Origin of the sequence: Streptococcus sp. 27098_8_12, from assembly GCF_041432115.1 — a bacterium.
In the GTDB taxonomy this organism is placed as follows: Bacteria; Bacillota; Bacilli; order Lactobacillales; family Streptococcaceae; genus Streptococcus; species Streptococcus parasanguinis_V.
On sequence record NZ_JAPVZA010000010.1, the window covers coordinates 59,662 to 82,546 of the forward strand.

Below are 22,885 nucleotides of genomic sequence, written 5' to 3' on the forward strand. Positions count from 1 at the left end.
CTACATGACACATGAATATGTCATCGAAATGCGTGAGATTACCAAAAAATTTGGTGACTTTGTAGCAAATGACAAGATTAATCTTCAGTTGCGCAAAGGTGAAATCCATGCACTTCTTGGAGAAAATGGTGCGGGAAAATCTACCCTGATGAATATGCTGGCTGGTTTGTTGGAACCAACAAGCGGAGACATCGTGGTAAATGGAAATACTGTTAACCTAGACTCACCTTCAAAAGCAGCTTCTTTAGGAATTGGAATGGTGCACCAACACTTTATGTTGGTTGAAGCCTTCACTGTTGCTGAAAATATCATCCTTGGTTCTGAAACCACGAAGCATGGTATTTTGGACCTTAAAAAAGCCGGTCAAGATATCCTTGAATTGTCTAAAAAATATGGCTTGGCAGTAGATCCAAATGCTAAAGTTGAGGATATTTCCGTTGGTGCGCAGCAACGTGTGGAAATCTTAAAGACGCTTTATCGTGGAGCCGACATCCTAATCTTCGATGAACCAACTGCAGTGTTGACACCAGCTGAAATCGAAGAATTGATGACAATCATGAAAAACTTGGCTAATGAAGGAAAATCAATCATCTTGATTACGCACAAGTTGGATGAAATCCGTGCTGTTTCAGACCGCGTAACGGTTATCCGTCGTGGGAAATCTATTGAAACAGTCGAGATTGGTGGAGCAACCAACCAAGACTTGGCCGAAATGATGGTCGGTCGTTCTGTTTCCTTTAAGACTGAAAAAGGTCCTTCTGAACCAAAAGAAGTGGTCTTGTCGATCGAAAACTTGGTCGTGAATGAAAATCGGGGAGTCCCAGCTGTTAAGAATCTTTCCTTAGAACTTCGTGCTGGTGAAATTGTTGGGATCGCAGGGATTGATGGAAATGGTCAATCTGAGTTGATCCAAGCCATTACAGGTCTGCGGAAGGTAAAATCCGGTTCAATCAAGATTAAAGGCAAGGATGTTGTAGGACTTCGCCCACGTCAAATCACAGAAATGAAGGTAGGACACGTCCCTGAAGACCGTCACCGGGATGGTTTGGTCCTTGATATGATGATCTCTGAAAACATTGCTCTTCAAACTTACTATAAAGAACCTCTTAGCAAGAATGGTATTTTGAATTATCCAAATATTACCTCTTATGCCAAGAAATTGATGGAAGAGTTTGACGTTCGTGCAGCTAGTGAAGTGGTACCAGCTAAGGCTCTTTCTGGAGGAAACCAGCAAAAAGCCATTATCGCTCGGGAAATCGATCGCGATCCAGATCTCTTGATCGTCAGCCAGCCAACTCGTGGTTTGGACGTCGGAGCGATTGAATATATCCACAAACGTTTGATTCAAGAACGAGATAATGGAAAAGCCGTTCTGGTTGTCAGCTTTGAATTGGATGAAATTTTGAATGTTTCTGACCGTATTGCGGTTATTCATGATGGGAAGATCCAAGGGATCGTAACCCCAGAAACGACGAATAAGCAAGAACTTGGAATCCTCATGGCAGGAGGACAAGTAAAGGAGGGAGCATCAAATGAATAAGAATTTAAAACAAATTGCCGTTCCATTGGTGTCTGTCCTTTTAGGATTGGTCCTGGGTGCCATTATTATGTGGGCCTTCAGCTATGATGCCCTTTGGGGATATGAATTGCTGTTTAAGAAAGCCTTTGGTTCGATTAAGAGTTGGGGTAATATTTCCCGTGCTATGGGGCCACTGATTTTAGTTGCTCTTGGATTTTCAGTAGCTAGCCGGGCCGGTTTCTTTAACGTTGGACTTCCTGGTCAGGCTTTTGCAGGCTGGATCATGGCAACTTGGTTTGCCCTTTCCTTCCCAAATATGCCTCGCTTACTGATGATTCCGATGACCGTTTTGATTGCGGCTGTTGCAGGTGGATTTATTGGAGCGATTCCTGGTTTCCTTCGTGCCTATCTCGGTACCAGTGAGGTCATCATCACCATTATGATGAACTACATTGTTCTCTATGGTGGGAATGCCTTGATTCATAGCTTCCCAGCTTCCTTGATGAAAAATAAGGACTCAACCGTTGATGTGGGAGCCAACGCTGTCTATCAGACGGAGTGGTTGCGTAATTTGACGGACAAATCACAAATGAATATCGGGATTTTCTTTGCCATCATCGCAGTGGTAGTCATCTGGTTCTTGATGAAGAAAACAACACTTGGTTTTGAAATCCGTGCCGTTGGTCTCAATGCGAATGCGGCAGAATACGCAGGGATGTCTGCAAAACGGACCATTATCCTTTCTATGATCATTTCTGGTGCTCTTGCTGGTATCGGTGGGGTAGCAGAAGGTCTGGGTATTTACTCAAATGTCTATGTTCAAACTAGCTCAATGAGTGTTGGATTTAACGGAATGGCCGTTGCCCTTCTTGCGATGAATTCACCAATTGGTATTCCATTTGCTGCCTTCTTGTTTGGAGCGCTTCAAATTGGGGGAGTTGGTATGAAGCCAGCTGCCATCCCTGAAGAAGTCGTTCAAATTGTGACAGCATCCATTATCTTCTTCGTATGTGCCCACTACATTATCGAAAAGATGATCTCGATGCGTTCAGCTAAAAAAGGAGGAGCAAACTAATGAGTATTGTAACGATTTTAAGTATTCTTGTTTCCTCTATGATTGTGTATGCAGCGCCGCTGATCTTCACAAGTATCGGAGGAGCATACTCAGAACACGCTGGGGTTGTTAACGTTGGTCTGGAAGGAATCATGGTTATGGGAGCCTTCTCAGGTATTATCTTTAACTTGACTTTTGAGCCTGAGTTAGGAAGTTTGACACCATGGTTGTCCTTGATCGTTGCTGCAGGGATTGGAGTACTCTTCTCCTTGATTCACGCGGTCGCAACCATTCATTTCCGTGCTGACCATATCGTCTCAGGTACGGTATTGAACTTGATGGCGCCTCCATTAGCCGTCTTCCTTGTTAAAGCGATGTATAACAAGGGACAAACTGATAATATCAAAGTTGCCTTTGGGAAAACATCGATTCCAGTCTTATCTAAAATTCCGGTGATTGGGGATATTTTCTTCAACAATGCCAGCATCATCGGCTGGGTTGCGATTCTCTTTTCATTCTTTGCTTGGTTTATCATGTTCAAGACGAAGTTTGGATTGCGTCTTCGTTCAGTTGGGGAACACCCACAAGCAGCAGATACATTGGGAATCAATGTATATAGAATGCGCTACTTAGGAGTGATGATCTCAGGTGCCCTTGCAGGAATCGGAGGAGCCATTTACGCTCAGTCAGTTTCTGTTAACTTCGCGGTGACGACTATTGTAGGTCCTGGATTTATCGCCCTTGCGGCTATGATCTTCGGGAAATGGAACCCAATCGGGGCTATGCTTGCTAGTCTCTTCTTTGGAGCTTCACAAAGTTTGGCTGTTATCGGGAATCAATTGCCTTTGCTTAAAGGTATCCCACCCATCTACTTGCAAATTGCGCCTTATGTCTTGACCATGGTTGTCTTGGCAGCCTTCTTCGGACAAGCAGTTGCGCCAAAAGCAGATGGTGTTAACTACATTAAATCGAAATAATGCACAGAGAGAGGTTGGGACAAAAGTCCTAGCCTCTCAATTGTTTTTGGATTGTCGAGTAAGACGCAGTGGTTGAGTGGGCTCTACTACGCTGATTTTATCAGCTTTTACAGCCCTACTCAACTGTGCGGAGGTGGGACGACGAAATCGAATTCTAACGAATTACCGATTTCTGTCCCACGCTCTCTTTTGCTTTGTAAAGGCCCCTCTTAGTCGCAATTTCTTTTGAATTAATGTACAATAGGAGTACAACTTTTCACGTATTGGAGGAGCAGATGTTTAAGTGGATGAGACGCCTGATTGGCATGGTGATCGTTTTATTTATTTTATTAGTGATCCTGTTGGTTCCTGGATCCATCCCTGAAGGGGAGCAGCTGAGAAATGTGCAGGCAGGGAGCTCTTTGATTGAACTGGCTCAAAATGCAGTTTCAAATGCTTCTGTAAGCACTGAAGGGCTCTCAACTGAGTTGAGTCTCAATTCTGTGCAATTGAGTCAAGTTGTAAAAACAAGTGCTGGATCTGCTCTTGACAATTCTGACTTTCAAAAGATGGCACTTGGAATGGATGGCAATGACCTTCACGTCAAAGTTCCGGTTTCCTTAGGGCCAGTCGAAAGCTATCTAGATTTAACCATGACAGGTCAAGTTGAAAACAATGTCATGAATTTGACTGTGACAGCTGCTAAATTAGGGAAAATACCGATTCCAAAATCCTTGGTTCTCAACTATTTGAAGGATCAATCCAATCAAAATGGAGGCGGCTTCACAGTGAACGGTGATCAGATTACGCTTGAGATCCCTCAAACAGGTTATACTATCTCAAAAGCGCGAGTAGAAAATGGCAATGCCAAGGTGACGGTTAGTATCTCCTTGTTTTAAGGCTATGAAAATGGAGTTGTCATGCTTATCTTTGAATTTTGTGCAGAGAATTTAACGTTTATTGATAAGGCGATTGCTGCTGGGGCAGGTCGCATTGAACTGTGTGACAACCTGGCAGTAGGTGGGACCACACCGAGCTTAGGGGTGATCCAGGAAGCAATTAAACTGACAAGAGAGCAGTCTGTGGATCTATGTGTCATTATCCGGCCCCGTGGTGGAGACTTTGTCTACACAGATCTGGAAGTTCAAGCTATGCTAGCGGATATTCGGGCTGCGAAGGAAATAGGGGTTTCTAGTTTCGTGCTGGGTGCGCTGACGGGCGATCGAAAGTTGGACCAGAGAGTCATGCAGCTTTTACTAGCAGCCTGTGGAGAGGCAGAGGTTGTCTTTCATATGGCTTTTGATGAGTTGGCTCATACAGATCAGCTAGAAGCGATTGAGTGGCTTTCTGATCAGGGTGTAGCCCGCATTTTAACACGAGCTGGAAGTCCAGGTGCTACACTAGAGCAACGTTTTGAACATTACCATTGTTTATTAGCTGCGGCTAAGGGAAAGATTCAGATCTTGCCTGGTGGAGGTGTGACGGTAGAAAATCGTGCACTTTTTTTGGAGCAATTGGGCGTTTGTCAACTGCATGGCACGCGCATCGTGTTTTAAAAAAGAAACGATCACTGCTTTAGGTGGTTTTGAGGATCCGTTATCAAGGTTGGGTACGTTGTTCCCAGCCTCTTCTAGTGCAAAAATGAATAAGGGAGAGAAATTGTTTTTAGAGAATTATTTTGACCGCTACACTTTTCATCCAGAAAAGGGAATGGCTTATGGATTTGAGAAAATAGAGGCAGGCTATGAGTATCAGTGCCCCGTCTTTTCGGACACATTTCTCTTAAAATTCCGAGTCTGCGACCAGAAGATTTCCTTTCGGGTCTATGATCAGGATACAGGGGACGAGTATATCCAGATCCATCTGGAACAGCTACAAGGAAATTTCGTCGGTCAAGTCAGAGAAGCCTGTCAGGAAAGTCTTGCAAGGATCCGACAAGCTTGTTTTGAGGTAGAAGATTTTCTCTATCCTCAAACCAAGCGTCTCATGGCCTATATTTCCCAACACTATCAGGGAACGATTGAATATTTGTGGGAAAGGTCTCCTGAGTCAGGTGCGATTCGCCACCGAGACACCCTCAAGTGGTATGGAGTCTTTATGACCATAGATTGGAACAAACTGGATGCTGGCAAGTCAGGGAAAATAGAAGTTTTGAATGTCAAGTCTGATCAAGTAGCTCAGTTCATTCAACAGAAGGGGATTTATCCAGCTTTTCACATGAATAAAAAATATTGGCTGAGTATCCCGCTCGATGGAACAATTGCTGATGAGGAGTTGTTTGCTCTAGTGGATAGTAGCTGTCAGCTCACCAAAAAGGGGAAATAAGATGCATCTGTTAGGGAAATTATCTTGGTTTTTTAAATTAGAGAAGAAACGTTACTTCATCGGGATAGGGTCCTTGATCTTGGTTAGTTTTTTAAATCTTATTCCTCCAAGAATCATGGGACTTGTGATCGATTTGATCGATAAAAGAAGGTTGACACTGAGTCAGTTGGTCGTGAATATTGGATTTCTAGTTCTAGCAGCTCTTGCCATGTATGGACTTCGTTTTGTCTGGAGACGCTATATTTTTGGGACGGCCAATAAGTTAGCTCGGATTTTGCGTTACCGTTTGTTCAAGCACTTTACGCTCATGTCACCGTCTTTTTATCAGCGTTATCGGACTGGGGATCTCATGGCCCATGCTACCAATGATATCAATGCGGTAACCATGTTTGCCGGTGGTGGGGTTATGTCTGCAGTGGATGCGTCTGTCACAGCCTTGGTGACCCTGGTCAGCATGTTTTTCATGATTGATTGGCGCTTAACCCTCTTAGCTATTTTGCCCCTACCAGTTATGGTGGTAGTGACTTCAGCCATTGGACGCAAAAATCACCAAGCCTTCAAAGAAGCTCAAGAAGGCTTCTCGGAGCTCAACAACTTTGTGCAGGAATCAGTATCAGGAGTCAAGGTAACCAAATCCTTTGGTTTTCAGGCAGATGAGATTCAGGCTTTTGAAAAGACCAATCAAATGGTCTTTTCAAAGAATATGACTTCCGCCAGTTACAATGCCTTGTTTGATCCGACCACTCTTCTTTTTGTCGGTCTCTCTTATGTCTTGACCCTTTACTTCGGGGGCCTTTTCGTCCAGGAAGGAAGCTTGACAGTTGGACAAATCGTAACCTTTATCACCTATCTCAATATGCTCGTATGGCCCCTTCAAGCCATGGGCTTCTTATTTAATATTAGTCAGAGGGCTAGCGTCTCGTATGACCGAATTGAGACACTTTTAGCAGAAACACCTGAAATCCAAAATCCAAACCATCCAGTCAGAGACATTCAAAATGGAGATTTGGAATATGACATTAAAGAATTCGCCTACGAGAAAGAGCCTGTTCTTGAAAAGGTTACTTTTCATTTAGAAAAAGGACAAACCCTTGGGATTGTGGGTCCAACTGGATCTGGAAAGACCACCTTGTTGCGTCTCTTACTCAGAGAGCATGACTTGGAGCAGGGAGATATCTTTCTAAATGGAATCTCCATCAAAGATTATCGTTTGCAAGATCTGCGTAGTTTGATCGGCTATGTTCCTCAGGATCAGATTCTCTTTGCCATGACTATTCGCGAGAATGTTGCTTTTTCGGATCCGCAGATCATGGAAGAAGAGTTGATAAAAGCGCTAAGAACCTGTGGGGTCTATGAGGATGTCTTGGCTATGCCAGACCAGATGGAGACTGTGCTTGGGGAGAGAGGGGTCTCTCTTTCTGGCGGGCAAAAGCAACGGATTGCCATGAGTCGCGCTTTGGTCATGAATCCTGAGATCTTGCTTCTGGATGATTCCTTATCTGCAGTAGATGCGAAGACGGAGCACCAGATCATCGAAAATATGAAGCAGGAACGCAAGGGGAAAACAACCATGATCACAGCTCATCGCTTATCCGCTATCGTTCATGCGGATTTGATTCTGGTAATGGAGAATGGTCAGATCAAGGAGCGCGGAAATCACGAGGAATTAATGGCTCAAAAAGGTTGGTACTATGAAACCTACCAAGCCCAACAATTATCAGAAGAAATGGAGGGAAAGCTGAATGAAAACATCTGAAGCTCGTGTGATGAAGCGGCTCTTGGCTTATATGTGGCGTTACAAATGGTTAACAGCCCTAGCCTTAGCATTTACCTTCCTGACTAGCCTTTTATTGACAGCGATCCCTCTAGCGGCACGCTGGTATATTGACCACCTAGTGGATCCAAAAGAAGCAGGTTCACCGGTCATGACAGCTTTTCAGTTTCTCATTCTTTACTATGGGTTATTCATTGGGCGCGTGCTGGCGACCTACCTGAGCCAATTAACCTTTGCGCGTGTATCCAATTCCATCGTAAGAGATATCCGACTAGATATTTTCCAAAATCTGCAAAGGCTGGGCATGTCCTTTTATGACCAGACAGCAGCAGGTTCGATTGTCTCTCGTGTGACCAATGATACACAGGCCGTCGCAGATATGTTCTCCACTGTCTTTTCAAGTCTGGTTTCATCCTTTTTACTTTTTGTAGTGACCCTGGTGACCATGTTTAGCTTAGATTGGCATTTGACTATTTGGATTCTGCCTTTTCTTCCCATCATTTGGTTTTCCATTCGACTCTATCGCAAGTTATCCAACCGCCTGGTCAAAATGACGCGTCAGAAATTATCAGATATCAATGTGAAATTATCTGAATCCATCGAAGGCATGCGAATCGTGCAGGCCTTTCGCCAAGAAAAGCGTTTGGCCGATGAGTTTGAACGGATTAATGGGGAACATTTGGACTATGCCAATCGTTCTGTCGATGTCAATTCCCTCTTTTTGAGACCAGCTATGACCCTGTTACAGGTCCTAGCCTATGCGGTCATTCTGACCTTTTTCGGCCTAAATTGGCAGTATTCTGGCTTTACAGCAGGTCTTATTTATGCATTTATCCAGTACGTTAGCCAGCTTTTCCAACCCTTGATTGATGTTACCCAAAATTTTGCAACCTTGCAGACCTCTACCATCTCTGCAGGGCGTGTCTTTGAGATGATGGATCGATCTGACTATGAGCCCAAGCAAGCGGATAGTCTGAAAGAAATTGAGTGGGGAGATATACGCTTTGATCATGTATCATTTTCTTACGATGGCAAACGAGTTGTCCTAAAAGATATCTCCTTTGAGGTTAAAAGCGGACAAACCATCGCCTTTGTCGGTCATACTGGTTCTGGTAAATCTTCCATTATCAATCTCTTTATGCGATTTTATGAGTTTGATCGCGGACGGATCTTGATTGATGGAAAGGATATCAAGGCCTACAGTCAGGAAGCCTTGCGCAAGTCTATCGGTCTAGTGCTGCAGGAACCTTTTCTCTATCATGGAACCATTGCTTCCAATATCCGGATGTACCATGAGGAACTGACAGAGGCTGAAATCCAACAAGCCGCCGAATTTGTGGATGTGGACGAATTTATCGAGAGTCTACCTGGTGGCTATAATCATCCGGTAACCGAGCGGGGTTCTACCCTATCGACTGGTCAGCGACAGCTTCTGGCTTTTGCTCGAACCATTGCTGCTCAACCTAAGATTCTCATTTTGGATGAGGCCACGGCTAATATTGACCAAGAGACAGAAGAAATGATCCAAAACTCTCTGAAGAAGATGCGCCAAGGGCGGACAACCATTGCTATTGCCCATCGTCTTTCTACTATCCAAGATGCCGATTGCATCTATGTTCTCGATAAGGGAAAAATCATCGAATCAGGCAACCACGATCAGCTCATTACTCTAGGAAGAACGTATAAGAAAATGTATGACCTCCAGGCCGGTATGATGAAATAAGGACAAACAAGGAGAGTGGGACAGAAATCGGTAATTCGTTAGAATTCGATTTCGTTGTCCCACCTCCGCACAGTTGAGTAGGGCTGTAAAAGCTGATGAAATCAGCGTAGTAGAGACCACTCAACCACTGCGTCTTGCTCGACAATCCAAAAATAATTAATAGGCTAGGACTTTTGTCCCACTCTCTTGTTTTTCTTGCTTGAAAGCTGTAAAATAAAGAAAAGAACAGAAAAAGGAAGCAACAATCATGTCAAACGATCTCATCCTAATGGGAGTTGTTATTGTCTTATTTGGACTTTATTTCACCCTTCAAGTAGAGCTTACTAAAGTTAGAAATCAATTCACCCACTATCTTCTAAAACCAGGTAGCATCTCCAAGGAACAAAGAGAGAAGTACCTCAAAGAACCAGAGATGGAAGCGATTCGCTTAATTCGCATCGACTATCGGATTGGCCTTCAAAATGCCAAACTTGTCTATGAGCACTTAAAGAAATAAGAAGACCCTCGTATAGTCTATACGAGGGTTTCACTTTCAAAAAAAGGCGTCAGCTTTGGTAAAACTTTGGCAACATCTGCTGATTGGATTTTTGCTAGTTGATAGGGACAAGGAGTGATGTAGGCTGCTTCAAAAAAATCAATAGAGAGTCCACTGTGTTTTAAGGCAGCAAGAGATTTGACCTGATGAAGATCTACTAGGACCCCATCGTGGGTCAGGGTCAGATGAGGTAGAAGAGAAGACTGATCCATTAAAGTCTTCAGACTTTCTTCTTCCTCTTTTTTTCTGGCGAGGAGTCGCTTTTTATTGGTCAGATACATACCATTATCGATATAGAGGCTCAAAGCCTTTTGCATAATAAGGTTGCTATCATAGTCCAGAATTGTCTTATAGGTCAAGACAGGTTTAAGAAGGGCTTGGGGAAGGATCATGGAAGTAATGCGAAGAGCAGAAAAGAGATTGGTCGAAAAAGACTTGATATAGATAACTCGATTATTGCGATCTAGATAATGAAAAGAAGGAGCATTGCGGCCATCGAGATCTCCCAAATAATCGTCCTCGACAAGGTAGACATCATATTGATCAGCTAGTTGTAAGATTACTTCTTTTTCCTTGGTAGAATAGCTATGACCAAGTGGGTAGTGAAAACGGGGGATCGTGTAGAAAAATTTGATGTGGCCACTCTTAAAAATCTCTTCGAGTTCCTCAAGGTCAATTCCCGTTAAATTTCGTTGAATGGTCCGGTAGGCAAGTTGCTGCGAATCTAAGAGTTGATTCATCCGATGATAAGTTGGCTGCTCGCTCAAGATCTGAGATTTTTTATTGGGAAAGTCAATTTGGCTGAGGATATTGAGTGCCTGTTGTGTACCAGAAGTCAAAACGATCTGATCCGCAGTCGTATAAATGCTTTCTTCCTTCAATAAGCCTTGAATCGATTGGCGTACTTCTGGTAATCCTGCTTGATCTGAAAAATTATTAAAGAGATAATTCTCACGACCAATCAAGGTTTCATTGATACAGGTCCGGAAATCTTCAAAAGCCTGATTGCGATCTTTCTCTAATTTTAGTGGAAGATCCTCATGTTGGTCAGGTTCCTGCTCCAAAACATAGTAGCCACTTTGAGGTTTTGCGTAGAGTAAGTGCTGGTAAGTCAAGTCCAGCAAGGCCCGTTGCACTGTGTCCTTACTACAAGAAAATTGACTAGCTAATTGGCGAACGGAGGGAATTTTCTCTCCAGTTTCCAGTTCTCCATCTTGAATGGCTTTTTTTAGTACATGAATAATTTGTTGGTATTTGCTCGTCTTCATCCTGACTGTCCCCATACAGTTTTTTTCTATTGTACAGAAAAAATCACAAAAAAACCACTCCGAAGAGTGGTGAGCGTATTACATAAAATAAACAATGGCTAAATACTGAAGAGCAGAAGCTGCCAGGATGAAGAGGTGCCAAATCATGTGGAAGTAAGGTTTTTTCTTGGCATAAAAGCCAGCTCCAACCGTGTAGCAAAATCCTCCCATGAGCATGAGACCCCAGAAGATCGGATTGGTTTGGCTAACGATTTGGGGAATAATAAAGATGACCAACCAGCCCATGATCAAGTAAAGAGCGAGACTGAACTTTTCATTGACTTTTTTGGCAAAGATTTTGTAGAGAATACCAAAGATGGTGGTCCCCCATTGGATCAAGATAATGCTGTAGCCCATCCAGTTGTTCATCAAGGTGAGGACAACCGGTGTGTAACTACCTGCGATCGCAATGTAGATCATGGAATGATCGATAATACGAAGCACATACTTTTGAGGTGAATCGTAAGACATAGCATGGTAGACGGTCGAAGACAGAAACATCAAAAAGAGACTGATCACAAAGATAGAAGTCCCAAAAGCACTAAGAAGACCGTGCTGCTCAAAGCTGTAGACTGCTGAGATCGGAAGCAGGATGAGCATAAGGAGGGCTCCAACAGCGTGGGTTACACTATTTGCGATCTCCTCACCAAAAGATAATTTTTTACTTAGTTTCATGGTATAATTCATCAGTTTCTTCCTCCTTGTTTGCTGGTTGTATATAAGATAGGGTTTCTAGATAAAGTTGAACTGTCTGACAGGCAGAGCGAATAATGGGTGCAATCGGCTCTTTTTGCTCATTGAGATAAGCAACAAAGCTATTATAGAGAAGATCTGAGCTTGCCTGGTCCTGCAAAAAATTTAAGGTAGAAGCGATCTCCTGAATAGAAAAGACCGTTTTTAAGGTTGTAATAGCGATCAAGCGAGCCACCTGTCCACGCTGGTATTTCTTCTTATCTGGTTTTTCGACATAACCATGTTTTACGTAATTGTTGATCATGGCAGCCGTCAAGCCCTTGTCTGAAGAAGAGAGAACAGGTGCACAGGTTTTATTGACATAAAGCAGGACCTGATCAAGATAGAGGTCTAGCTCAGGCAGTTGCTCCCACGTTGGATAGGAAAAAGTGGACACGAAATCTTCACCTTTCTTTCATCTAGTTTTCATAACTAGATAATAACATTAATAAAAACTATTGTCAAGAAAATTTGAAAAATATGGTACAATAGACCTATGAAACTATTAATTCCATCCGCTAAAGAACTGAACGAACAGGCTCGTATCGTCGAGCCCCAACCCTTGTCAGAGAACACAAAAACCATCCTCCGAGCTTTGAAGGCATTCTCCCTAGAGGAATTAGCGACCTTTTACGGGATCTCAGAGGAAAGAGCTCAAGCAGAAAAAGAAAGAATTGAGGCTTTGTTAGCTGGGAGTGCTAAAACCTATCCTGCTTTGGAACTGTTTGATGGCCTTATGTATCGTAGTATCGAGCGTCAAGACTTATCCGAAAAAGAGCAGGCTTATCTGCAGGAGCATTTGTTGATCACGACTGCTTTATACGGTGTACTACCTGCCTATCAAGGGATTGCTCCCCATCGATTGGATTTTATGATGAAGCTAAAACCAGCTGGAAAATCTCTAAAGGTACTCTGGAAAGAGGACTATGATCAGGCAGTAGAAGGTGAGGAGCAGATCTTATCTCTTTTGTCTTCTGAGTTTGAACAAGTCTTTTCAAAAGCCATTCGTGAGCGAATGATTCGGATCAAATTCATGGAGAATCGTGGTGGGACACTAAAAATTCACTCGACGATTTCAAAGAAAGCACGTGGTGCCATGGTGACAGCTATGATGAAGGAAGAAATCACCCATCTAGAAGATCTGAAATCATTAGAAGTAGCAGGTTTCTTTTATCGTGAGGATTTATCGCAAGAGAAAGAATGGATCTTTGTGAAAGAATAAATAAAAATATTCCTGAGAAGCGTCAGGAATATTTTTTTGATCTGTTAGATAAAGAGAATGCACGATGAAAACTCCAAAATAGAGGATTTTGGAGTCAGAATCGTCTTGAGCAGTAGGCTTAGGCGATATGTTTGAATTTCTTCAAGAGTTCTGTCAACTCAGCTTGCTCGCCACTATTAAAGACTTGCATCAAGCGTTGAATATTTTTGATATGATCTGGAAGAGCTTCTTCGATCTTTTTACGACCGGCATCTGTAATAGAAACAAGATAAGCACGGCGGTCTTCTGGATCGGTTTCGCGTGTAATCCAACCATCGCGGACCATATTGCGAATAACCACAGTCATATTTCCAGAGGTCGCAAGAATGCTATCAATCAGATCTTGAATGCGGAGATCGCCCTTGCTGTACAAGGTCTCAAGTACAGAGAATTGAGTTGGTGTCAACTGGTGCTTTTTAAAGATATGAGCCTCAGAGGCACGGATCAATCGTTCTGCCTTGTGGAAGACGATCATGGTTTTTAAATCTACGTTTGCTTCTTTGAATAATCTCTTTAAATTTTCCATATCTATATTTTATCAATAAATAGTATTTCTGTCGTTTAATTTTATTTTCAAATTAGTTACAAAATTGTGACAAATTTATTAAACTATGAACAAATGATAGCGAAGGTGTTAATTTTACTTTGTTTATCAAACAATTTTATACTAAAACATTGTAACAGGTATGAAATATTAGTAACAATTCTTTCTTGAAAATCTATAGAATTCTAGGTGGCTTTGGTGTATAATGAGGGAGTGAAACAGAAAAATAATCTTTTTATAGTATGGCAACATATAATAGGAATCTGTATCTTAGTGTTGACGGTCCTTTTTTCTTGGCTATTTCTTGCTGAAAAAACTTCTGATCGCTTGCAGGATCAAATTGCGCAAGCAAGAAAAATAGCTCTGTCTCACTCTTCGATTGCTACCATTGAGACGGAGAGTTTCTTTCATGGCAAAGAAGCGTATCTTTCCTTTATTGGCAAGGACCAAGAGGGGCAAGATCTAGCGGTTTTGGTGGGGCAGGCAGATGATGCAGTCTATACCTACCCTTTGAAAGAAGGAGTTAGTTCCAAAGAGGCAGCTTCCGTCGTCAAAGAGAAGAGTCAGGACGCGATTGATCGGGTAACGTTTGGACGCTTTAAAGGCAAACCGATCTGGGAAGTCAAGGCTGGGAGCTCTTATTATGTGGTGGATTTCAAGACTGGGAAAGTCACGGGTGTTTTTTAAGATTTGAGGAGGAAATATGAAATTATCAAATCGTGTATTGGAAATGGAAGAAAGTGTGACCTTGGCTGCAAATGCGCGTGCTAAAGCTTTGGCGGCAGAAGGTCGTGATATCTTAAGTTTGACCCTGGGTCAACCTGACTTTGCGACTCCCAAAAATATTCAAGAAGCAGCAGTCGCATCCATTGAGGATGGTCGTGCCAGCTTTTATACGGTCGCATCTGGACTTCCAGAATTGAAGGATGCCATTAGCGACTATATGAAAGAGTTTTATGGCTATGCAGTGAACCGAAATGAGGTTGTGGTCGGTACTGGTGCCAAGTTTATCCTCTATGCCTTCTTTACTTCTGTCATCAATCCAGGTGATGAAGTCATCATTCCAACCCCTTGCTGGGTTTCTTATGTAGACCAGGTTAAGATGGTTGAAGGCACACCTGTTACTTTCCAAACAACAGAAGAAAATCACTTCAAGGCAACGGTAGAGCAACTGGAAGCAGCACGGACAGACAAGACCAAGGTTGTCTTGCTGAATTCGCCATCCAATCCAACAGGAATGATCTACAGTAAAGAAGAACTCGAAGCAATCGGAAATTGGGCTGTCGAGCATGATATCTTGATTTTGGCAGACGATATCTATGGTCGATTGGTTTACAATGGCAACACCTTTACGCCCATTTCTAGCTTATCAGAAGCGATTCGCAAGCAAACTATCGTGATCAACGGAGTTTCTAAAACCTATGCTATGACTGGTTGGCGGGTTGGTTTTGCAGTGGGTGATCCAGAGATTATCGGAGCTATGGCCAAGGTGATCAGCCAAACAACTTCCAACTTAACAACCGTTTCCCAATATGCCGCAATCGAAGCCCTCACAGGAGACCAATCTTCTATTGAGATCATGCGTCAAGCTTTTGAAGAGCGCTTGAATACCATTTATCCTTTGTTAAATGAAGTACCTGGTTTTAAAGCTATCAAACCTCAAGGAGCCTTCTATCTCTTCCCAAATGTCAAGAAGGCCATGGAGATGAAGGGGTATACAGATGTGACGGAATTTACCACAGCAATTTTAGAAGAAGCAGAGGTTGCTTTAGTAACGGGAGCTGGCTTTGGTGCTCCTGAAAATGTTCGCTTGTCTTATGCGACAGATTTGGATACCCTGAAAGAAGCTGTTCGCCGCCTCAAGGCCTTTATGGAAAAATAAAAATGCAAGATCCTTAGTAATGAGCTGAGGATCTTTTTCTTTAAAAAAAATCTGGTTTTCACAGGTAGAACCTAGCACTGAAAGCCTTTTTATGATACAATTAAGAAGATAATGTCTTCGGACAAGTTTAACGAGAAAAGGAAGATGAATGATGACAAAACGGATTACTATCATCGAAGTAAAAGACTATGTTGGTCAAGAAGTGACCATCGGTGCTTGGGTGGCCAACAAATCAGGTAAAGGAAAAATTGCTTTCTTGCAATTGCGTGACGGGACTGCCTTTTTCCAAGGTGTGGCTTTTAAACCAAACTTTATCGAAAAATTCGGCGAAGAAGTGGGGCTTGAAAAATTTGATACCATCAAACGCTTGAGCCAAGAAACATCAGTGTTTGTGACTGGTATTGTCAAAGAAGACGAGCGTTCTAAATTTGGTTACGAATTGGATATTACAGACATCGAAGTGATCGGTGAATCTCAAGATTACCCAATCACTCCTAAAGAACACGGGACAGACTTCTTGATGGACAACCGCCACTTGTGGTTGCGTTCACGCAAACAAGTTGCCGTTATGCAAATCCGTAATGCCATTATCTATGCAACTTATGAGTTCTTTGATAAGAATGGCTTCATGAAGTTTGATAGCCCAATTCTTTCAGGAAATGCTGCAGAAGATTCTACAGAACTTTTCGAAACAGACTACTTTGGAACACCAGCCTATTTGAGTCAATCAGGTCAGCTTTATCTGGAAGCTGGTGCTATGGCCCTTGGTCGCGTCTTTGACTTTGGACCAGTATTCCGTGCTGAAAAATCTAAGACTCGCCGTCACTTGACTGAGTTCTGGATGATGGACGCTGAGTACTCTTACTTGACACACGATGAATCACTTGACTTGCAAGAAGCTTATGTCAAAGCTCTTCTACAAGGTGTTTTGGACCGTGCTCCTCAAGCCTTGGAAACATTGGAGCGTGATACGGAGCTCTTGAAACGCTACATTGCAGAGCCATTCAAACGGATCACTTATGATGAAGCGATTGATCTCTTGCAAGAGCATGAAAACGATGAAGATGCGGATTACGAGCATTTGGAACATGGTGATGACTTCGGTTCACCACATGAGACTTGGATTTCAAACCACTTTGGTGTGCCAACATTTGTCATGAACTACCCAGCAGCTATCAAGGCCTTCTACATGAAACCAGTTCCTGGAAATCCAGAGCGCGTGCTTTGTGCAGACTTGCTTGCTCCTGAAGGCTATGGAGAAATCATCGGTGGCTCTATGCGTGAGGAAGACTACGATGCCCTTGTTGCAAAAATGGATGAACTTGGCATGGATCGTACAGAGTATGAATTCTACCTTGACCTTCGTAAATACGGTACAGTTCCACACGGTGGATTTGGTATTGGGATTGAACGGATGGTTACCTTCGCGGCTGGTACTAAACACATCCGTGAAGCTATTCCATTCCCACGTATGTTGCATCGTATCAAACCTTAATAGACGTAAAAACGCCATTAGGCGTTTTTCACTTTTATCTGCTTCAAAAAACTATGAAAGGAATTTCAATGCTGAAAATAGACATCATTGATGGGAAAGAATACGAGGATGGTCAGGGGTCTTTGATCGCAGATCTAGACCATTCCATTCAACAGATGCTCAAGACTTCCTATCCTGAAAGTCAAATGGATGATTTTATCACGTATAAAAATTTGAGCCAATATTGTATGGATTATCTTGGACAGATTATTGAGCGTGCCAATGATAAAAACGAAGCCATTAAACAGCAGGTGACAGGTGTCATGCCTGAAAGCGAGCGTCCCTTTAACGTTGAAGACCGCTTGACAGCCAGCTATACCTTCGGTCAGCGGGTGGCTGATTCTGTTGCGCGCTTTGGTGGTTCATGGACTTTTATCATTAGTTTTATCCTGATGATGGCTATTTGGATGCTGATCAATGTCCTGCATCCTTTTGGCTGGAATTTTGATCCTTATCCTTTCATCTTGCTCAATCTAGCACTTTCTACGATTGCGGCGATTCAAGCTCCTTTGATCATGATGAGTCAAAACAGGGCAGCAGATTATGATCGCCTGCAAGCGCGAAATGACTTTAACGTTAATATGGAGTCGGAACGAGAAATTCGCTTGCTTCATACGAAGATTGATCATATGGTGCAACAAGACCAGACGGATTTACTGGAAATTCAAAAGTTGCAAACCGAATTGTTGGTGTCCTTGTCTAATCAAGTGGCCCAGCTGCGTCAAGAAATGAATCAAGAAAAATGAAGGAGGTGGAGAAAATGTAGGCAAATCTAAGTAAGTCTTTTAGAAACACTTATATAATCTATTGAAAGAGGAAAAACAATGTTTAAAAGAACTTACAAACGCAATATTTCACTCCTAGCAGGTTTGGAATTTACATCTTATTTTGGAATCACCAGTTTTTGGATTCTCTTTTTTATTCAAAATGGTCTTTCTTTGCTTCAGATTGGTTTATTAGAGAGTATCTTTCATGGGACGAGTCTCTTGTGTGAGATCCCATCTGGTATGTTAGCCGATCGCTTTAGCTACAAGACCAATCTCTATTTGGCTCGCTTGTCCAGTATTGGATCTTCTATCTTGATTTTATTTGGTCAGGGGAACTTTTGGATCTATGCGATTGCTATGATGGTCAATGCTTGGTCTTATAATTTTGACTCGGGGACTAGTACAGCTTTCTTATTTGATTCAGCGGTAGAAGCAGGTCAAAAAGACCGTTATCTTCAGATTTCTAGCTTCTTGTCTGGTGTGGCCGAAGTCACCCGAACGTTAGGTACAGTCGTGGCAGGCTTCTTTATTCACGGAGCATTGGCTTGGACCTACTATATTTCCATTGGCCTTTCCTTGCTTTCCATACTCTTGATTTTTCTCATGAAGGAGCCAGAGAGCAAGAGTGATGAACGAAGTCACTTGACCTTAAAGCGGATATTGGAGGTAGTGAAACAAGAATGGCAGGACAAACCAGTCTTGTTTTACTGGATGCTCACCTATCAGTTGGTAGGGACCATCATGTGTATGTTTTATTTTTACTACCAACAGAAAATTAGTGACTTAGCCAGTTGGCAAGTTTCGCTTATCATGTTAATTGGTAGTGGATTCAATCTCCTGGCGGTTTATCTGGCCAGTCAAATCGGGAAAAAATGGAATAGTAATCAAGTCTTTCCGATTCTGGTTGCACTGACTGGGTTGGCCTTGTTTTTGGTAGGTGTAAAGACTCCATTCGCCTATCTGTGTGTCTATCTCTTGACCAATGCTCTTTATGCCGTTTACCAACCCATCTACTACAATGATTTACAAGCATATCTGCCATCCAGTGTGCGAGCAACCATGCTGAGTATCAATTCGATGATGTTTAGTCTATCTATGATTGTCATTTTCCCACTGACTGGTTGGTTCATTGATAGCTGTGGCTTTGTAGCAGTCTTTCTTGTATTAGGCCTTATAACACTATTTTCTTTCCCACTACTACTGATTGGATTGGGGAAAATGGGTAAGACCTTAAGCAAGGTAACAAAGAAGGAATAAGATTTCTGACCTTCATCTGGTCAGTATTCAACTCTCTCTGCTCTGTAGGGGGAGTTTTTTCATCTTAAGAATTTGTGGTAAAATATGTATATCCATTAAAAAAAGAATCGAGTCGTATGAAATCATTATTGAAGTATTTTAAGGGCTATCTATGGGAAACGTTTCTAGGGCCCGTGTTTAAACTTTTAGAAGCTATTTTTGAATTGTGTGTCCCCTTAATCATCGCCCACTTAGTCGATCAGGTCATTCCGAAAAAGGAAACGAGCGCAGTGGTGATGACGGTTGGTGTTTTGTTTTTATTTGCGAGCTTTGGTGTTGTCGTAGCTATTACGGCCCAGTATTTTTCTTCTAAGGCAGCTGTCGGTTTTACCCGCGAGATGACCAAGGATTTGTATGAGAAGATCTTATCACTTCCAAAGGACAAGCGCGATAGGATCGGTACTTCTAGTTTGGTAACTCGTCTCACTTCTGATACCTATCAAATCCAGGTTGGGATCAACCAATTCTTGCGCCTCTTTTTGAGGGCACCGATTATTGTCTTTGGTTCTATCATCATGGCTTTCACCATCAGTCCTAAACTAACCCTTTGGTTCTTGGGGATGGTGGCGATTTTAACCCTGATTATTGTGATCATGTCACGGATTGTCAATCCGCTCTTTGCTAAGATTCGGAAAATCACAGACCGGATGGTTACGGTGACGCGTCAGCAATTTCAAGGGATGCGGGTGATTCGAGCCTTTGGACAGCAAGTGAGTGAATTGGACGAATTTAAAGAAGTCAATCAAGACTATAAGATCTGGCAAATTCGTGCTGGTATCTGGTCTAGTTTGGTGAGTCCCTTGACCTTCCTTGTGGTCAATACGACCTTGATTTGTGTCATTTGGCAAGGACAATTGAATATCTCTGCTGGTCTTTTAACCCAAGGGATGTTGGTCGCTTTGGTCAATTATTTATTACAAATTTTAACAGAATTGATCAAACTGGCGATGCTGGTCACGTCTTTAAATGTCAGCTATATTTCAGCCAAGCGTGTCCAAGAGATTTTCGATTTGAAGGAAGAAGACCTCCTAGAAGCTTTGCCAGTAAAAACTGCAAGAGAGCAAGAAGCGATCAGCGCAGAGAAAGTTTCTTTCACTTATCCAACGGCTTCAAGCCCAGCTCTAGAAAATATTTCCTTTGATCTGGATCATGGACAGATGTTGGGAATTATCGGTGGTACAGGATCTGGGAAGTCTACTCTGGTTCAGTTATTGAGTCATTTGTATGCCGTGAGTCAGGGGGAATTAGCCCTCCATCATCAAGGTCACTCTCCTAAAACTCTCAAGGAGTGGCGGGAGTGGGTAGCTGTTGTCCCACAGAAGGCAGAGCTCTTTAGAGGGACTATCCGCTCGAATCTCTTACTAGGGATGGAAGAAAATCTATCGGATGAAGATTTGTGGTGGGCCCTAGAAACAGCTCAGGCGGCTGATTTTGTCCGTGAAAAAGAAGGACAACTCGATGAGCCAGTGGAAGCCTTTGGTCGAAATTTCTCAGGTGGCCAACGCCAGCGGTTGACCATTGCGCGTGCCCTTTTGAAGAAGGCTCCTTTCTTAATTTTAGATGATTCGACCTCCGCCTTGGATTATTTGACGGAAGCTCGTCTCTTAAAATCGATTAAAGAAGAATTGAGTGATACGAGTTTGATCTTAGTATCTCAACGAACCAATAGTCTCAAGTCTGCTGATCAGATTTTAGTCTTGAACAAGGGACATCAAGTAGGACTGGGGAATCATGATTTCCTCTTGTCCACGAATGAGATTTATCAAGAGATTCATTATTCACAACACGGGAGGGAGGAAGCATGAGTCAAAAACGTTCTAGTTATGTAAAACGTCTGTTTAGAGATTTTGCCAACCATCCCGGGCTCCTGATTCTAGCCAGTATCGGAACCATCGTTCAAGTGGCCTTAACGGTTTGGCTACCGATCCTGATCGGACATGCGGTTGATTTAGTCATCAATCCTCAAGGGATGAAAGTCTTATGGCCCGTTTTGATCCAAATGGTTCTGGTCATTGTGGCCAATACCTTGATCCAATGGATCAATCCTCTTGTCTACAATCAATTGGTCTATCGGTTTAGCCAAAGCCTAAGAGCAGAGGTGATGGAAAAAGTACACCGATTGCCCTTGTCTTATCTAGATAAACAAGGGAGCGGGGACTTCGTCAGTCGCCTCACGACCGATGTAGAGCAACTCAATAGTGGTCTTCTGATGGTCTTTAACCAGTTCTTTGTTGGCCTCTTAACCATTCTTGTCACCATCGTGACCATGGCAGAATTGGATTTCTTTATGATGGTAGCAGTTCTGGTCTTGACTCCATTATCTCTCTTGATTGCTCGTTTCATTGCCAAGCGTTCTTATACGCTTTTCCAAAAGCAGACCAAGGCGCGTGGTCTTCAAACTCAATTGATCGAAGAGTCTTTGACCCAGGAAAGCTTGATCCAGTCCTTTAGCGCTCAGGATCAATTCCGTAAGGCTTTTAAGGGGACGAATGAAAGCTATGCCAATTATTCCCAATCCGCTGTCTTTTATTCTTCAACTGTCAACCCTGCCACTCGCTTTGTGAATGCCTTGATTTATGCGGTAGTGGCTGGATTTGGTGCTGTACGCATTATTTCGGGATCTCACTTTACTGTCGGTCAATTGGTGACCTTCCTCAATTATGTCAACCAATACACCAAGCCTTTTAATGATATCTCCTCTGTCTTGTCAGAACTCCAAAGTGCCCTTGCCTGCGCAGAGCGCTTGTACAGCGTCTTGGATCAAGCTGAGGTCGAAGAGACAGGCCATCAGATTCTGGAAAGTCAGGATGTCAAAGGTGCGATTGGTTTTGAGCATGTCTCATTTGGCTATGATTTGGGGCGGACTTTGATTAAAGATCTAAGCATTCAGGTTCCAGCCGCCAGTAAAGTGGCCATTGTAGGGCCTACAGGAGCAGGAAAGTCGACATTAATTAATCTGCTCATGCGTTTCTACCCTGTTAATTCTGGAGAGATCACGATTGATGGGGTGCCAATTACGGACTACACCCGTGCTTCTTACCGCCAACAGTTTGGTATGGTTCTGCAGGAAACCTGGCTCAAGGTCGGGACCATTCATGAAAATATCGCCTTTTCTCGTCCAGATGCAACTAGAGAAGAAGTCATCGAAGCAGCCAAAGCAGCCAATGCAGATTTCTTTATCCGGCAGTTGCCACAAGGGTACGATACCTATCTTTCAGATGCTGGAGAGTCTTTGTCTCAAGGACAACGCCAACTCTTAACGATTGCGCGGATTTTCCTTTCAGTTCCTAAGATTTTGATCTTGGATGAGGCGACATCCTCCATCGATACTCGGACTGAGGTCTTGATTCAAGATGCCTTTAATCAACTCATGAAAGGACGGACCAGCTTTATCATTGCTCACCGCTTGTCGACCATTCAAAATGCCGATATGATCCTTGTCATGGTGGATGGCGATATTGTTGAGCATGGCACTCATGAAGAGCTAATGGAAGCGCAAGGTGTTTACTACAAGATGCAGACTGCTCAGCAACAGATTAGTTAGAATGAAAAGAGAGTGGGACAGAAATCGGTAATTCGTTAGAATTCGATTTCGTCATCCCACCTCCGCACAGTTGAGTAGGGCTGTAAAAGCTGATAAAATCAGCGTAGTAGAGCCCACTCAACCACTGCGTCT

21 protein-coding genes are annotated in these 22,885 nt (G+C 42.9%); 17 read left to right on the plus strand and 4 right to left on the minus strand.

The window, feature by feature from the left end; genetic code table 11:
* Positions 1-4 precede the first annotated feature (4 nt).
* The 9 genes from O3629_RS05555 (at position 5) to O3629_RS05595 (ending at position 9,847) form a co-directional block, all read left to right on the plus strand.
* Positions 5-1,540, plus strand: coding sequence for an ABC transporter ATP-binding protein (locus tag O3629_RS05555; protein WP_368403100.1), 1,536 nt, complete (start codon positions 5-7; stop codon positions 1,538-1,540).
* Complete coding sequence (locus O3629_RS05560; RefSeq protein ID WP_368385737.1) at positions 1,533-2,594, plus strand: ABC transporter permease; 1,062 nt, start codon at positions 1,533-1,535, stop codon at positions 2,592-2,594. Before O3629_RS05555 ends, O3629_RS05560 begins: the two co-directional genes overlap by 8 nt.
* Complete coding sequence (locus tag O3629_RS05565; protein WP_201089423.1) at positions 2,594-3,550, plus strand: ABC transporter permease; 957 nt, start codon at positions 2,594-2,596, stop codon at positions 3,548-3,550. The genes O3629_RS05560 and O3629_RS05565 overlap by 1 nt, the downstream gene beginning before the upstream one ends.
* A gap of 275 nt (positions 3,551-3,825) precedes the next feature.
* Positions 3,826-4,428, plus strand: a complete 603-nt coding sequence (locus O3629_RS05570; RefSeq protein ID WP_272106784.1) for a hypothetical protein — start codon at positions 3,826-3,828, stop codon at positions 4,426-4,428.
* Between the two features lie 21 nt (positions 4,429-4,449).
* Positions 4,450-5,085 (plus strand): copper homeostasis protein CutC, encoded by a 636-nt coding sequence (locus O3629_RS05575; RefSeq protein WP_272106783.1) that lies wholly within the window; start codon positions 4,450-4,452, stop codon positions 5,083-5,085.
* 85 nt (positions 5,086-5,170) lie between these two features.
* On the plus strand, positions 5,171-5,854 hold the full coding sequence (locus O3629_RS05580) for an MmcQ/YjbR family DNA-binding protein (protein WP_272106812.1): 684 nt from the start codon (positions 5,171-5,173) through the stop codon (positions 5,852-5,854).
* A gap of 1 nt (position 5,855) precedes the next feature.
* A complete protein-coding gene (locus tag O3629_RS05585; protein WP_368385738.1) occupies positions 5,856-7,610 on the plus strand; it encodes an ABC transporter ATP-binding protein in 1,755 nt (584 codons plus the stop codon).
* On the plus strand, positions 7,597-9,351 hold the full coding sequence (locus O3629_RS05590; RefSeq protein ID WP_371608853.1) for an ABC transporter ATP-binding protein: 1,755 nt from the start codon (positions 7,597-7,599) through the stop codon (positions 9,349-9,351). The genes O3629_RS05585 and O3629_RS05590 overlap by 14 nt, the downstream gene beginning before the upstream one ends.
* Positions 9,352-9,598: 247 nt before the next feature.
* The gene (locus tag O3629_RS05595; protein WP_320909129.1) at positions 9,599-9,847 is read left to right on the plus strand and encodes a hypothetical protein; all 249 of its coding nucleotides are present in this window, start codon (positions 9,599-9,601) and stop codon (positions 9,845-9,847) included.
* 17 nt (positions 9,848-9,864) lie between these two features.
* Here the strand turns inward: O3629_RS05595 and O3629_RS05600 are convergent, their stop codons facing one another.
* The 3 genes from O3629_RS05600 to O3629_RS05610 all read right to left on the minus strand — a co-directional run bounded on the left by O3629_RS05600 (position 9,865) and on the right by O3629_RS05610 (position 12,322).
* Positions 9,865-11,169 carry a PLP-dependent aminotransferase family protein gene (locus O3629_RS05600; protein ID WP_371608854.1) on the minus strand — a complete coding sequence of 435 codons (1,305 nt, stop codon included), beginning with the start codon at positions 11,167-11,169 and terminating at the stop codon, positions 9,865-9,867.
* A 63-nt stretch (positions 11,170-11,232) separates the two neighbouring features.
* A complete protein-coding gene (locus O3629_RS05605; protein WP_049474560.1) occupies positions 11,233-11,880 on the minus strand; it encodes a hemolysin III family protein in 648 nt (215 codons plus the stop codon).
* A complete protein-coding gene (locus tag O3629_RS05610; RefSeq protein WP_371608855.1) occupies positions 11,855-12,322 on the minus strand; it encodes a DUF1836 domain-containing protein in 468 nt (155 codons plus the stop codon). The genes O3629_RS05605 and O3629_RS05610 overlap by 26 nt, the downstream gene beginning before the upstream one ends.
* Before the next feature lie 99 nt (positions 12,323-12,421).
* On the opposite strand from O3629_RS05610, the gene yaaA reads away from it, so the two are divergent.
* Positions 12,422-13,147: a peroxide stress protein YaaA gene (gene yaaA / locus O3629_RS05615; RefSeq protein WP_371608856.1), complete on the plus strand. Its 726-nt coding sequence runs from the start codon at positions 12,422-12,424 to the stop codon at positions 13,145-13,147.
* 118 nt (positions 13,148-13,265) lie between these two features.
* On the opposite strand, the gene O3629_RS05620 is transcribed toward yaaA, so the two are convergent.
* A complete protein-coding gene (locus tag O3629_RS05620) occupies positions 13,266-13,712 on the minus strand; it encodes a MarR family winged helix-turn-helix transcriptional regulator (protein ID WP_003001765.1) in 447 nt (148 codons plus the stop codon).
* 291 nt (positions 13,713-14,003) lie between these two features.
* Between O3629_RS05620 and O3629_RS05625 the strand changes: the two genes are divergently transcribed.
* The 7 genes from O3629_RS05625 (at position 14,004) to O3629_RS05655 (ending at position 22,753) form a co-directional block, all read left to right on the plus strand.
* Positions 14,004-14,417: a DUF5590 domain-containing protein gene (locus O3629_RS05625; protein ID WP_195189962.1), complete on the plus strand. Its 414-nt coding sequence runs from the start codon at positions 14,004-14,006 to the stop codon at positions 14,415-14,417.
* Positions 14,418-14,433: 16 nt separating this feature from the next.
* A complete protein-coding gene (locus O3629_RS05630) occupies positions 14,434-15,612 on the plus strand; it encodes a pyridoxal phosphate-dependent aminotransferase (protein ID WP_371608857.1) in 1,179 nt (392 codons plus the stop codon).
* A 148-nt stretch (positions 15,613-15,760) separates the two neighbouring features.
* Positions 15,761-17,107, plus strand: a complete 1,347-nt coding sequence (gene asnS, locus O3629_RS05635) for an asparagine--tRNA ligase (protein WP_003007581.1) — start codon at positions 15,761-15,763, stop codon at positions 17,105-17,107.
* 68 nt (positions 17,108-17,175) lie between these two features.
* Positions 17,176-17,892: a DUF1003 domain-containing protein gene (locus tag O3629_RS05640; protein ID WP_049471721.1), complete on the plus strand. Its 717-nt coding sequence runs from the start codon at positions 17,176-17,178 to the stop codon at positions 17,890-17,892.
* 78 nt (positions 17,893-17,970) lie between these two features.
* Positions 17,971-19,170 carry an MFS transporter gene (locus O3629_RS05645; RefSeq protein ID WP_371608858.1) on the plus strand — a complete coding sequence of 400 codons (1,200 nt, stop codon included), beginning with the start codon at positions 17,971-17,973 and terminating at the stop codon, positions 19,168-19,170.
* A 116-nt stretch (positions 19,171-19,286) separates the two neighbouring features.
* Positions 19,287-21,014, plus strand: coding sequence for an ABC transporter ATP-binding protein (locus O3629_RS05650; protein WP_371608859.1), 1,728 nt, complete (start codon positions 19,287-19,289; stop codon positions 21,012-21,014).
* Complete coding sequence (locus O3629_RS05655; protein ID WP_371608860.1) at positions 21,011-22,753, plus strand: ABC transporter ATP-binding protein; 1,743 nt, start codon at positions 21,011-21,013, stop codon at positions 22,751-22,753. The genes O3629_RS05650 and O3629_RS05655 overlap by 4 nt, the downstream gene beginning before the upstream one ends.
* Positions 22,754-22,885: the final 132 nt, after the last annotated feature.